The 12,502-nt window shown below is 61.0% G+C and carries 10 protein-coding genes and 1 tRNA gene; 6 read left to right on the forward strand and 5 right to left on the reverse strand.

Annotated features, from left to right (window positions below; genetic code table 11):
- Positions 1 to 561: 561 nt before the first annotated feature.
- The 3 genes from NKH16_RS27500 to NKH16_RS27510 all read right to left on the reverse strand — a co-directional run bounded on the left by NKH16_RS27500 (position 562) and on the right by NKH16_RS27510 (position 3,931).
- Positions 562 to 2,751 (reverse strand): calcium-binding protein, encoded by a 2,190-nt coding sequence (locus tag NKH16_RS27500; protein ID WP_352902804.1) that lies wholly within the window; start codon positions 2,749 to 2,751, stop codon positions 562 to 564.
- Positions 2,752 to 3,389: 638 nt separating this feature from the next.
- Positions 3,390 to 3,464 (reverse strand) — tRNA-Gln (locus NKH16_RS27505).
- A 122-nt stretch (positions 3,465 to 3,586) separates the two neighbouring features.
- Complete coding sequence (locus NKH16_RS27510) at positions 3,587 to 3,931, reverse strand: VOC family protein (RefSeq protein WP_352902806.1); 345 nt, start codon at positions 3,929 to 3,931, stop codon at positions 3,587 to 3,589.
- Between the two features lie 186 nt (positions 3,932 to 4,117).
- Between NKH16_RS27510 and ppdK the strand changes: the two genes are divergently transcribed.
- The 4 genes from ppdK to NKH16_RS27530 all read left to right on the forward strand — a co-directional run bounded on the left by ppdK (position 4,118) and on the right by NKH16_RS27530 (position 8,915).
- Positions 4,118 to 6,823, forward strand: coding sequence for a pyruvate, phosphate dikinase (gene ppdK, locus NKH16_RS27515; RefSeq protein ID WP_352902809.1), 2,706 nt, complete (start codon positions 4,118 to 4,120; stop codon positions 6,821 to 6,823).
- Between the two features lie 111 nt (positions 6,824 to 6,934).
- The gene (locus NKH16_RS27520) at positions 6,935 to 7,351 is read left to right on the forward strand and encodes a glycosyltransferase family 9 protein (protein WP_352902812.1); all 417 of its coding nucleotides are present in this window, start codon (positions 6,935 to 6,937) and stop codon (positions 7,349 to 7,351) included.
- Positions 7,315 to 8,037 carry a glycosyltransferase family 9 protein gene (locus NKH16_RS27525; protein WP_352902815.1) on the forward strand — a complete coding sequence of 241 codons (723 nt, stop codon included), beginning with the start codon at positions 7,315 to 7,317 and terminating at the stop codon, positions 8,035 to 8,037. Before NKH16_RS27520 ends, NKH16_RS27525 begins: the two co-directional genes overlap by 37 nt.
- A 140-nt stretch (positions 8,038 to 8,177) precedes the next feature.
- A complete protein-coding gene (locus tag NKH16_RS27530) occupies positions 8,178 to 8,915 on the forward strand; it encodes a polysaccharide deacetylase family protein (RefSeq protein WP_352902817.1) in 738 nt (245 codons plus the stop codon).
- Here NKH16_RS27530 and NKH16_RS27535 read toward each other — a convergent pair whose 3' ends face one another.
- The gene (locus NKH16_RS27535; protein WP_352841030.1) at positions 8,916 to 9,305 is read right to left on the reverse strand and encodes a DUF427 domain-containing protein; all 390 of its coding nucleotides are present in this window, start codon (positions 9,303 to 9,305) and stop codon (positions 8,916 to 8,918) included. It lies immediately after the preceding gene.
- 125 nt (positions 9,306 to 9,430) lie between these two features.
- The gene (locus NKH16_RS27540) at positions 9,431 to 9,817 is read right to left on the reverse strand and encodes a hypothetical protein (protein WP_023678741.1); all 387 of its coding nucleotides are present in this window, start codon (positions 9,815 to 9,817) and stop codon (positions 9,431 to 9,433) included.
- A 176-nt stretch (positions 9,818 to 9,993) separates the two neighbouring features.
- Here NKH16_RS27540 and NKH16_RS27545 point away from each other — a divergent pair, with 176 nt between their 5' ends.
- Together NKH16_RS27545 and NKH16_RS27550 are read left to right on the forward strand one after the other, a co-directional pair.
- A complete protein-coding gene (locus NKH16_RS27545; RefSeq protein ID WP_352902821.1) occupies positions 9,994 to 11,622 on the forward strand; it encodes a fatty-acid--CoA ligase in 1,629 nt (542 codons plus the stop codon).
- Positions 11,623 to 11,705: 83 nt separating this feature from the next.
- The gene (locus tag NKH16_RS27550) at positions 11,706 to 12,491 is read left to right on the forward strand and encodes a DUF1499 domain-containing protein (RefSeq protein ID WP_352451724.1); all 786 of its coding nucleotides are present in this window, start codon (positions 11,706 to 11,708) and stop codon (positions 12,489 to 12,491) included.
- Positions 12,492 to 12,502 lie beyond the last annotated feature (11 nt).

Here is a 12,502-nt window from a genome sequence, read left to right on the forward strand (position 1 = left end):
ATGGAGCTCCGCATCTCTGCTCAGGTAAGTAGCGACGTTCGCAAGACGTTTGAGCGTTTTTGACGACTGCGGCTATACCCAAATCCGTATTGACACCAGATGAGGCCACCGACGCCTCTTATGAAAGAAACCACGGACGTCAGGTGGCGTGCAGCAATCTCTCGCGACCACTGGGAGCGATCCCCGAATGCGCATCGGAGTAGACGAGCTCGAATGTGTGTATGGTTTGCGCCGCCTTCACCTGAGGAGAATCTTTAACCGTGAGTGGCACTCATGGTCGGCCACGGCGCCTCGCCGTCATTCATGCTGCGTCGGTACGGTGGGTCCGCTGACAGGGGAGGACTCGCACGAGCCGATCAGCGATGGCAGGGCGCTCGCAGCGATGATCCCGAAGGACACTCACTCGAAAGAGACCACTCGTTTTCTCGCTCATCTAATGGAGGGGCTCGCCCGCTAGCTCCAGGGACAACACCGGCCAAAACATCTATCTCGGAAATCCGGCGCTTGAACAAAGATAGAGCGGCGGACACCTCGAGTTGAAGGTCCGCCGTTCCGGGTCGTTCAGATCACAAGAAACGAACCTGCTGCAAGCGACAGACCTGGAGAGAGGGTGGCGAACTGTATTTGAGCTGCGCCACCGATCCCGTCGCTGTCGAAAGAGAGCGCCCCGGTTGAGCTGTTGTAGATTATATGGTCGGAGCTGTCATGCGCAGCCGTGCCAGCAAAGAAAGCATCGGATGAAAGGCCACCCAGCTTAAGCCCGGCAAAAACGGCGTCGTCGAGGTGGATCTTGTCGTGGAGTTTGTTGAAGTCGGTGACCTTGTCGATATTGCCGGCTCCAAGGGCGCTATTGAACACGAAGGCATCGTTGCCTCCGTTACCGCTCAAAATATCGGCACCGCCGCCACCGTTGATGATGTTCGCGCCGGCATTGCCTTGGATGGTCTGGGCAAAGGCGTTTCCGGTCAGGTTGATTGCCGTGGTGGCGGAGGGATACCTCGTGGCGAGAAGCTCGACCTCCGAGCCGGCCGCAAGCGCATAGCTCACCGTGGTGGCTATGTTGTCGCGACCGCCGCCTACCGCCTCGATCACTCTGTCGCCGACATTGTCGACATAGTAGCCGTCGTTGCCGCCATAGCCGACCATCGTGTCGGCACCACCGAGGCCATTGAAGACATTGCTACCGGCATTGCCTTGGATGGTCTGGGCGAACTCGTTGCCGTTGAGGTGGACCGGCGCCGTGCCGGACGGATTGCTGGTGGCGAGAAGCTCGATCTGCGAGCCGGTGGTAAGCGCATGGCTCATCGAAGTGATCACCTTGTCGGTGCCGCCGCCTACCGCCTCGATCGCTTTGTCGCCAGCATTGTCGACATGATAGGTGTCGTTGCCGCCATAACCGATCATGGTGTCCGCGCCGCGTCCGCCGTTGATGACATTGGCGCCGGCATTGCCCTGGATGGTCTGGGCGAACTCGTTGCCCGTCAGATTGATCGCCGTCGTACCGGACGGGTTCGTGGTGGCGAGGAGCTCAATCTGCGAGCCGGCCGAAAGGACATAGCTCACAGAGGCGAGCACCTTGTCGGAGCCGCCGCCAGCGGCCTCGACCACTTTGTCGGCAGCATTGTCGACATAGTAGGTGTCGTTGCCGCCATAGCCGGTCATGGTGTCGGCGCCACCGCCGCCATTGATAACGTTCGCGCCGGCATTGCCCTGGATGGTCTGGGCGAACTCATTGCCGGTGAGGTTGATTGCCGCCGTGCCTGATGCATTGTTGGTGGCGAGAAGCTCGATCTCGGAGCCGGCCGCAAGGGTATGACTTACGGAGGCGAGTGCTTTGTCGGTACCGCCGCCCGCAGCCTCGATCTCCTTGTCGCGGATGTCATCGACATAATAGGTGTCATTGCCGCCATAGCCGATCATTGTGTGGCCGCCGGCCCCGTGAAACACATCGTCGCCGCTGGTGCCATACAAGGTGTCGCTTGTGTCGACGGGAGGCGGAGTGGTCCCCGTCGTTGCAAGGTTGTGTTCCCGGAAAACGGCCTGCAGTTCCGAAGAACTCTCCAACGCTGTGTCGCCTCGCTGCGAACCCCAGGCGTATGCGTAGTCGAAGGCGGGTGACGGAACCAGCTTGGCCCAGTGCTCCATCATGATTTCCATCTGGGCGGCGGTGGGCACCACATATTTGCCACCCATATCGGTGTTATACTCGCCGCCTCCAAACGCCTGGTAGCCCGGAACGATCTGGCTCGTCGGGATGCCCGATGCCTGAGCGGCAGCGACGAATTTGTCGATCATGTTGTAGTCGACCGGGCCATCCGTGCGGACCGGATAGACATCTATGCCGTAGTAATCGATACCCGTATTGGCGGGATTGTACGTGCCCCTGAAATCCGGATTCGCCGACGTCCCCAAGCTCATCATTGTGATGTAGGTCTTGGCGCCTGGAAAATGCTCATGGATCCAGTCGGATTCTGCCTTCAGATTTGCGGCAGAGGCGTAGGTACCCCATTGGCCGGTGGGATCCGGCTCGTCAACCAGGAAGAACCCAAATACGTTCGGATTGCCGAGGAAAGGAGTAACCTTGTCGATAAAGGATTGGGTTACTCCGTTGGCCTCGTCGAGGTAGACCAAGCCTTTCATGCCCTCTGGCAGCTCGTTGACCTGGTCAACATATTGCACGCTAGCCAGATTGAATCCGGCTTTTGCAATGTCCGTGCCGGATCCGCCCGACGTGTAATGGAGAGTCGCCATCCATAATCCCTCATTTTGATTCGATAGCGCCCCGCGGATGCCTGCCTACTAGAAGGTGTATATTAGCGCCAAATCACATACCTGCACGCCCTGATAGAATGATTGATCGGCGGCAGGATTCTCACGTTGCGGCGAAAAATATACTTACGGATAGTCGACATTGTGCGATAAAAGCAAATTTATCTTCAGAGATGCCCCACGTCTTTTTCCAAACGATGCTTATTGATATTTCTACGACATTCTACTTGTTGCTGACAGCACAAGATAACATGATCGCCGTCGTTAAAAACGAAATTGAATTTTATTAAAAATTAGTTTGATGATTGCGCCGGTTGCTACTAGATAGGCGTTGAGCGCTGACTTATCTGAAGAAAAGCGACAAAAAATCCCGATGTTTTTGATTATAAAAGTCTCAAACTATAAGATCGAACGCCAAGCCGTGGCAGAAAAACTGCTTTTCTCCACAAGATGCATTTGACTGCCGGCCAATTGAGCCGACATTAAACTAAGATGCCAGCCGGATCGCGCTCTCTGCCGGAGACACCAATTTGTTGTGGACAGATACCGCAGATACCAGTCCGCGACCAAGGTGTCTGCAACTGAGATTACGACTCGGGGGATCGTCAGAATTGGAGAACTGGCTGGGGCGCCAGGATTCGAACCTGGGAATGTCGGTACCAAAAACCGATGCCTTACCACTTGGCGACGCCCCAACAGCCGGAGCGTGCCCGCTGTGCGCGCGGCCTTATAGGACGAGCCGCGAGAAAGCTCAATGCCGACATATCGACTATGCGCGACCGACCCGCCAGTTTTGCAATCGTCACTTTGAACGGACCTATTCACCCCACACCGCCACTTCATTGCCGGCCGGATCGACGAAATGGAACCGCCTGCCGCCGGGGAATGAAAAGATCGGCTTGACGATGGTGCCGCCGGCATTTTCGACGGCGCTCAATGTTTCCTCCAGCCTTTCGGAATAGAGCACGGGCAGCGGCTTGGCCGGCGCATCTTGCCCATCCGCCTGAAAACCGCCGTCCAGCCCTTCGGCAAAAGCTGAATAGGTCGGCCCGTAATCGGTGAACGTCCATGAGAAGGCCGCGCTGTAGAAAGCCTTCACGCTGTCCAGCGTTCCGCCCGTCGCTGGCATTTCCAGATAATCGAGCTTTCCGGTCATTCTCATCGCTCTGCCTTTTGTTCTCGATATGTTCTACAACAAAGCTTTCCAAAAAGCAAGTCTTTTCGGCGCCGGTTTTCCTTAATCGATTGTAGAGGCCGGCCGGCTTGGTCGATGCCTTGCCTTTCGCACTGCAGCATCATATCGCTCGATTTGTCAGTATTTCCAATCTCCTGCAACCGGGGAGCAAGCATGACCAAATGGGTCTACACCTTTGGCGATGGAGCGGCGGAAGGCCGTGCCGGCGACCGCAATCTGCTCGGCGGCAAGGGCGCCAATCTTGCCGAAATGTGCAGCCTGGGCCTGCCGGTGCCACCAGGATTCACTATCACCACCGAGGTCTGCAACGCCTATTACGCCAACGGCCACGCGTATCCGGCCTCGCTGGAAGCGGATGTTGCGGTCGCCCTCGACCATATCGGCCGGCTGACCGGGCGCCGTTTCGGCGATCCCTCGAAACTGCTTTTGGTGTCGGTGCGCTCCGGTGCCCGCGCTTCCATGCCCGGCATGATGGACACCGTGCTCAATCTCGGCCTCAACGACGAGACGGTCGAAGCCCTGGCCGCCGATTCAGGCGACGCGCGTTTTGCCTATGACAGCTATCGCCGTTTCATCCAGATGTATTCCGATGTCGTCATGGGCCTCGACCATGAGGTCTTTGAGGAAATTCTCGAAGACCAGAAGGGCGGCCTCGGCCATGAGCTCGACACCGAGCTGACGGCCATCGAATGGCAAGGCGTGATCGCGCTCTACAAGGCCAAGGTCGAGGAGGAGCTCGGCAAACCGTTTCCGCAGGATCCGAACGAGCAGCTGTGGGGCGCCATCGGTGCGGTGTTTTCCAGCTGGATGAACAACCGCGCCATCACCTACCGGCGCCTGCACGATATTCCCGCAAGCTGGGGCACGGCGGTCAACGTTCAGGCCATGGTCTTCGGCAATATGGGCGACACTTCGGCCACCGGCGTTGCCTTCACCCGCAATCCTTCGACCGGCGAAAAGCAGCTTTACGGCGAGTTCCTGGTCAATGCGCAGGGCGAGGATGTCGTTGCCGGCATCCGCACGCCGCAGAACATCACCGAGGCGGCGCGCATTGCCGCCGGCTCCGACAAGCCGTCGCTGCAGAAACTGATGCCGGACGCCTTCCAGGCTTTCGTCAGCATCTCCGACCGCCTGGAAAAACATTACCGAGACATGCAGGATCTCGAATTCACCATCGAGCGCGGCAAATTGTGGATGCTGCAGACCAGGTCAGGCAAGCGCACCGCCAAGGCAGCGCTGAAGATTGCCGTCGACATGGCCAAGGACGGGCTGATTACGAAGGAGGAGGCCGTCGCCCGCATCGATCCGGCCTCGCTCGACCAGTTGCTGCATCCCACGATCGATCCGAAGGCGGCGCGCGATATCATCGGCGTCGGCCTGCCGGCATCGCCAGGTGCTGCCACCGGCGAAATCGTGTTTTCCTCGAACGACGCCGAGGAGGCCAAGACACAAGGCCGCAAGGCGATCCTGGTGCGCATCGAGACCAGCCCCGAAGACATCCATGGCATGCATGCGGCCGAAGGCATCCTGACGACGCGCGGCGGCATGACCAGCCACGCCGCTGTTGTGGCGCGCGGCATGGGCAAGCCTTGCGTTTCGGGCGCCGGCTCGCTGCGCGTCGACTACAAGGCCGGCACGCTGATGGCGATGGGATCGACGTTCCGCAAGGGCGATATCATCACCATCGACGGCGGCAACGGCCAGGTGCTGAAAGGCGCGGTACGGATGCTGCAGCCGGAACTCTCGGGCGATTTCGCCGCCATCATGGAGTGGGCCGACGGCGCGCGCCGCATGAAGGTGCGCACCAATGCCGAGACGCCGCTGGATGCGCGCATGGCGCGGTCCTTCGGCGCCGAAGGCATCGGTCTTTGCCGCACCGAACACATGTTCTTCGACGGCGACCGCATCGTTGCTATGCGCGAGATGATCCTGGCCGATACGGAAAAGGATCGGCGAACGGCGCTGGCCAAGCTGTTGCCGATGCAGCGCTCGGATTTCCTCGAGCTGTTCGAGATCATGGCCGGGCTGCCGGTGACGATCCGATTGCTCGATCCGCCGCTGCACGAATTCCTGCCGAAGACCGAGGAGGAGGTGGCCGAGGTCGCCGCCGCCATGAATGTGTCGCCGGACAAGCTGCGGCGGCGCACCGAAGCGTTGCACGAGTTCAATCCGATGCTCGGCCATCGCGGCTGCCGGCTTGCCGTCTCATATCCCGAAATCGCCGAGATGCAGGCACGAGCCATTTTCGAGGCGGCCGTGGAGGCCGGCAGGAAGGCCGGCGCGCTGGTGGTCCCCGAAATCATGGTGCCGCTGGTCGGGCTGGCGAAGGAGCTCGACTACGTCAAGGCGCGGATCGATGCCGTCGCCAAGAGCGTGATGGAGGAGACCGGTGTCAGGATCGACTATCTTACCGGCACGATGATCGAACTGCCGCGCGCCGCGATCCGCGCTCATATCATTGCCGAGGCGGCCGAATTCTTCTCTTTCGGCACCAACGATCTGACCCAGACCACCTTCGGCATCTCGCGCGACGATGCGGCCTCGTTCCTCGAGACCTACCGGAAAAAAGGCATCATCGAGCAGGATCCGTTCGTGTCGCTCGATATCGAGGGCGTCGGCGAACTGGTGCGGATGGCGGCCGAAAAGGGCAGGGCAACGCGACCGGACATCAAGCTCGGTATTTGCGGCGAGCATGGCGGCGACCCGGCCTCGATCCATTTCTGCGAGAAGGTCGGCCTCGACTACGTCTCGTGCTCGCCATACCGGGTGCCGATCGCCAGGCTGGCCGCCGCGCAGGCGGCGGTACAGGCTGCGAAAGAACGGCCGCGGATAGGAGTTAAGGAGTCCACCGGCATCTGACCTTGCCGATTTGTGACCGAATTCACGCGAACGTGCGTCTGTCGGCTCCAAATCCCGACATCGTTTCTGCCCAGTTTCCGGCCCCCGAACCCGGCCCGGTGCCAGAAACAGATGTTGCAGAACCCGCCCACGCACGTCCGCTCGATTCTCATCCTCCAGACGAAATTCATCGGCGATCTTGTCCTCGCTTCCGCGCTCGCCAGAAACCTGCGCCTCCAATATCCAAATGCCAGGATAGTGTTCCTTTGCGAGGCGAACTTTGCCAGTTTCCTGTTGGCTCATGGCATCGCCTCGGACGTGGTGGCGTTCCGGCGCGTACGGATGCGTGGCACCCCTGTGCAGCGTGGTCGCGAGCTTTACGCGATGGTGCGCGCTCTGCGCCGGTTCCGGTTTGACCTGACCATCGACCTGGCGATTCCAAAACCTCACGCAACATCGTCAGGTTCGTCAACGCCAAGACCCGCGTCGGATATGATCCTCCTGAAAAACCGTTGCGCTGGCTGGAACGCCAGCCCGCCAACGTCCTAGCCAAGCCGTTTGGCTTTGGTGGCCAGCATTATCTCTACCGCTATCTTTCGCCGCTTGAGGCGCTTGGCGTGGAGTTGCGTGCGCCGGTCCCAACGATTGAGCCGCTGCCGCTGGAGACCGCCAGGGCTTTGGCGCTCCTCGACCGGCATCATCTTCGGCGTAACGCCTTCATAGCCGTTCATGCAGGAGCGAGCTTCCGGGGGCGGCAATGGCAGCCGGAACGTTTTGCGCTGGCGATCGACGAGATCTCGCGGCAGACCGGGTTGGACTTCCTGCTTGTCGGCGGCCCCGATGAACGGGCATCTGCCGAGCGCATCGTCGCCAAGGCCGCTTCGCCGGTCGTCAACGTGGTCGGGGCGCTGTCGCTGGCAAGGCTCCTGGCGGTCCTCGGCCAGGCACGCCTGTTTCTGGGAAACGAGAGTGGCCCGATGCACATGGCCGCCGCCGCCGGAACGCCGGCTGTCGGCCTGTTCGGCCTGACCGACCCGGCCGTCTGGGGGCCTGTCGGCGGGGTCAGTGTTACGCCGCGGCCCTCCATGCCTTGCGAGTGCATAGCCAGGGACCTGTGCCGCCGACCCGATCCGAGCAAGGCTTGCTGCGTCTGGCGACTTGAGGTCAAAGCGGTGGTCGACGCGGTGCTCGCGATCCTTTCACGTAAGGTTAAGGACGTGGAGCACGCATTGTGACCTCGCGCTTGCCAAAGGTCAGACCGGCGGTCAAATTGCTCCTGCCGACGCTTTTGCAGGGGCATCGTCCCGATTTCCGCCTTGATGGCGGTCTTGGGGTCGCCGCTTCAACTTTGATCCGGCCGACCTGGAAATAATCGATGCGCCCGTTCCAAAAGTTTTTTTGCGCCATTGCGATATCGCTGTGGGCTGTTTCTCCTGGCAACGCCCAGTTGCTCGTCGCACCGACGCTGCACATCAAGGCCGAGGCGGGCGGCGGCCGCGTCGCGCTGACGCTCGATGCGTGCGGCGGAAGGACCGACACACGGATTCTCTCGGCGCTGGTGCAAAACAAGATTCCTGCCACTATTTTCGTCACCGGCATCTGGCTGAAGCACAACGCCGCCGCCGTCGAGTTCATGCGGGCGCATCCCGAACTGTTTGAATTGGAAAACCATGGCGGCCGCCATGTCCCGGCCGTCGACACGCCGCAAAAGATCTACGGCATTCGCAGTGCCGGCAGCCCGGAGGCCGTGCTGGCCGAGGTCGAATCGGGTGCTGCCGCGCTTGCCGTGACCGGCGAACCGGCGCCGAAATGGTTTCGCGGCGCAACCGCCGAATACAGCCCGTCGGCAATCGCGATGATACGCAAGCTTGGTTTCAAGATCGCCGGATTCTCAATCAACGGCGATGGCGGCTCATTGCTCGGCGCAAAAGAAACCGCCCGGCGCATTGCCGCGGCGAACGACGGCGACGTCATCATCGCTCACATCAACCAGCCGACCCATGCGGCCGGCGAAGGCGTGGTGCAGGGACTTCTGGCGCTGAAGGCCAAGGGCCTCACCTTCGTGCGTCTCGACGATGCCGACGGCGTCGGCGATGAAGGCACCACCGACTGATCAGTCGGGCGTGGCCTCGATGGTCACCTTGTTCGGATAGAACGCGCCGTGGTCGCGGATATCGGCCATCTCGTCGAACGGCCGCTCATAGGCCCACATCGCATCCTTGCCTGCATCGCCGGCGGGCAGCACGCTCCAATAGCTGGCATCGCCCTTATAGGGGCAATGGGTCGAGTGTTCGGTCTTGCCAAGCTGTTTGAAGTCGATGTCGCCGAACGGAATGTAGAAAACCGGGGGGTAGGGCGATTCGGTCAGCACTTTGACCTTGTTGGACGAAGCGATGACGACATCGCCGGCGCGCACCATCACGGTGCCCTTGTAAGGCTCGACTGTGATGACCTTGCCCGGATTGCGCTGAAAGCCGGGTGAGGGGTTTGCGATCTGGTCCATATCGGATCTCCTTGCCTCTACCCCAAGATGTGTCTGGCAAGCGCGTTGCGCAAGACCTGCCAGCCACCAGCGGGCATCGCCCGCAGGTGGCAGTCTTGCGCATTCCTCCGGTATCCCGGCTAAAATCAGGCGGCGGCCTGGAAAGCGTCCATCAGCCCGGCATAGGCGGCGGCAATGCCGGCCACCGGATTGGTGCTTTTCGAGGTGGTCTCGACCTTCAGCGCACCACCGCTGGTCGGCAAGGTGAGCAGCAGGAACTGGCGATTGCCGGCATCGCCGACCGATGCGGCGGCGACGTGCTGGGCTTCGCCCTCGTTCTCGACGCACATCTTGAACAGGAGTGTGCCGCCGACCGCCTCGAGAGCGCCGCCAACGACCTCGACGAATTCATCTTCGGAAACGGTTTTGGCGCCGGGAACCAGATCGGCCGGCGCCACATCGGTCGCCACCAGATCGGCCAGGCTTTCGGCAAGCGTATTTTCCAGGGCTTTGTCGTCGAGCTGCGCGTCCATGCGAACCTCTTTCATTCGCCAATCGCGCCCCACCTTTTAATCAACGTTAACGCCGAGCATGGCCGGATTGTGGCGAATTCGGCCTCAATTGGCTCCATGCCCCGCTCCAGCCCGATCCTGGCTGGACAATCCGCCGGTTCGTCCCACAATGGCGAAAAAATAACGGGAGGATCAAGATGCTCGGGCTGATGCAGGAATGGCCGCTGCTTTGCCATAAGCTGATCGACAATGCCGAGAGGCAGCACGGCAGCCGCGAAATCGTGTCGCGTTCGATCGAGGGGCCGATCGTGCGCAGCACATATGCCGAAATCCATGATCGTGCCCTGAAGGTCGCCGAGCGGCTCGAGCGTGACGGTTTCGGGCTTGGCGACCGCATCGCGACCCTGGCCTGGAACACCGCGCGCCACATCGAGGCCTGGTACGGCATCATGGGTGTCGGCGCCATCTATCACACGCTCAACCCGCGGCTCTTTCCCGAGCAGATCACCTGGATCATGAACAATGCCGGGGACAAGGCGATCTTCGTCGACCTGACCTTCCTGCCGCTGCTCGAAAAGATCGCCGGCGCGGTCAAGTCGCTGAAGCAGGTTATCGTGCTGACCGACAACGCGCATATGCCGGAGACTGCGCTGCCCAATGTGGTTGCGTACGAAGAATGGGTTGCTGAAGCCGACGGCAACTTCGCCTGGAAGACATTCGACGAAAACACCGCCGCCGCTATGTGCTACACCTCGGGCACGACGGGCGACCCGAAAGGCGTCCTCTACAGCCATCGTTCGAACGTGCTGCACGCCATGATCGCCGCCATGCCCGACGCCATGGGCCTGTCGTCGCGCGACACCATACTGCCGGTCGTGCCGATGTTTCACGCCAACGCCTGGGGCCTTGCCCAGAGCGCGCCGATGATCGGCGCCAAGCTGGTCATGCCCGGCTGCAAGATGGATGGCGCTTCGCTCTACGAGCTGCTCGATACCGAGAAGGTGACCTTCAGCGCCGCCGTGCCGACGGTGTGGATGATGCTCCTCCAGTATCTGGAAGAGACCGGCAAGAAACTTCCCTATCTGCAGAAAGTCGTCATCGGCGGTGCGTCCTGTCCACGCGCGATCACGACGAAGTTCCAGGACAGTTACGATGTCCAGGTCGTCCACGCCTGGGGCATGACCGAGATGTCGCCGCTCGGCACGCTGTGTACCCTGAAGCCGGATTACGCCGGGCTGAAGGGCGAGGCCCGCCTCGGCGTCCAGCAGAAACAAGGCTTTACACCGTTCGGCATCGAAATGAAGGTGACGGACGACGCCGGCAACGAACTGCCATGGGACGGCAAGACCTTCGGCCGGCTCAAGGTCCGCGGGCCGGCCGTCGCGCGCGCCTATTATGGCGGCATCGGATCCGAACAGTTCGATCAAGACGGCTGGTTCGATACCGGTGATATCGCGCATATCGACCCCGGCGGCTACATGCAGATCACCGACCGCGCCAAGGACGTGATCAAGTCGGGCGGCGAATGGATCTCGACCATCGAGCTCGAAAACCTCGCGGTCGGCCATCCCGATGTGGCGGAGGCCGCCGCCATCGGCATTCCGCATTCGAAATGGGGCGAGCGGCCTTTGCTCGTGGTCGTGCGCAAGCCGGGTAGGGAGCCGACCAAGACGGATATCCTGGCTTTCATGGACGGCAAGGTGGCGAAGTGGTGGATGCCGGACGACGTCGCTTTTGTCGGTGAAATTCCACACACCGCTGCCGGCAAGATCCAGAAGATTACCTTGCGCCAGCAGTTCCGGGATTATCACCTGCCGACGGATTGACCGGAGATGCGGCGTCTTTTCGCCTTCAAGCCGCCGCTGAAAGGCACTATGCCTTTGTTCGGGTTGGGGCAGCGCAGAAAACAATGATGGTAATTCCCGAGCGACAAACGTCGAGGGCTGCCGGTTGGTCGCGGCGCACCGGCGCTTTTTCGGCGGTGCTGCTGCTGACGGTTGTCATCGGGCACCGATATGATCTCGTCGAGACGCCGGCTTTCCTATGGGTGCTCGGCGTTGTCGCCTTGCTGGCCGCGTTTGCGCTTTTGTTTGCCGGCTTTGCCTTTGCGCGATTGTGGAATTTCGGTGATCGCGGCGGCCACGACCTGACCGCCGGCGCTTTGTTGGCGCTTCTGGTGCTCATCCCTTACGCTGTCGCGGCCTATTGGGCGGCGACCTATCCGCCGCTGCGCGACATCTCGACGGATTTGGACGACCCACCGGTGCTCGATATTTCTACCCGGACAAAGGACATGAACGAGCTTTTGCCGCCGACGCCGGGCGAGCAGCGCCTGCAAATCGAAGCTTATCCGCTCGTTAGCGGACGCAGCTACACCTTGCCTTTCGATCGCGTTCTGGAGGCGGTCAAAACCGTGCTCGATCGGCGCGGCTGGGAGCTCACGGCGCCGTTTCCAGACGCAGCAGGGCAAAGCGACGTGACGGTCGATGCGCTGGCCAAGAGCTTGCTGCTTGGTCTTCCCGCCGATGTCGCCGTCCGCGTGACCGACGACGGCGATGCGGTCATCGTCGATATGCGCTCGGCCTCGCGTTACGGCCGCTACGACCTTGGCGACAATGCAGCGCGCATCACCGATTTCCTTTCCGAACTCGACCAGGAAGTCGCCGGCCAGGTGGGCGTGGCGCCGGCGGAATGATACCCGAAGTG

It is taken from the genome of Mesorhizobium sp. M1307 (assembly GCF_040318155.1).
Taxonomy (GTDB): Bacteria; Pseudomonadota; Alphaproteobacteria; order Rhizobiales; family Rhizobiaceae; genus Mesorhizobium.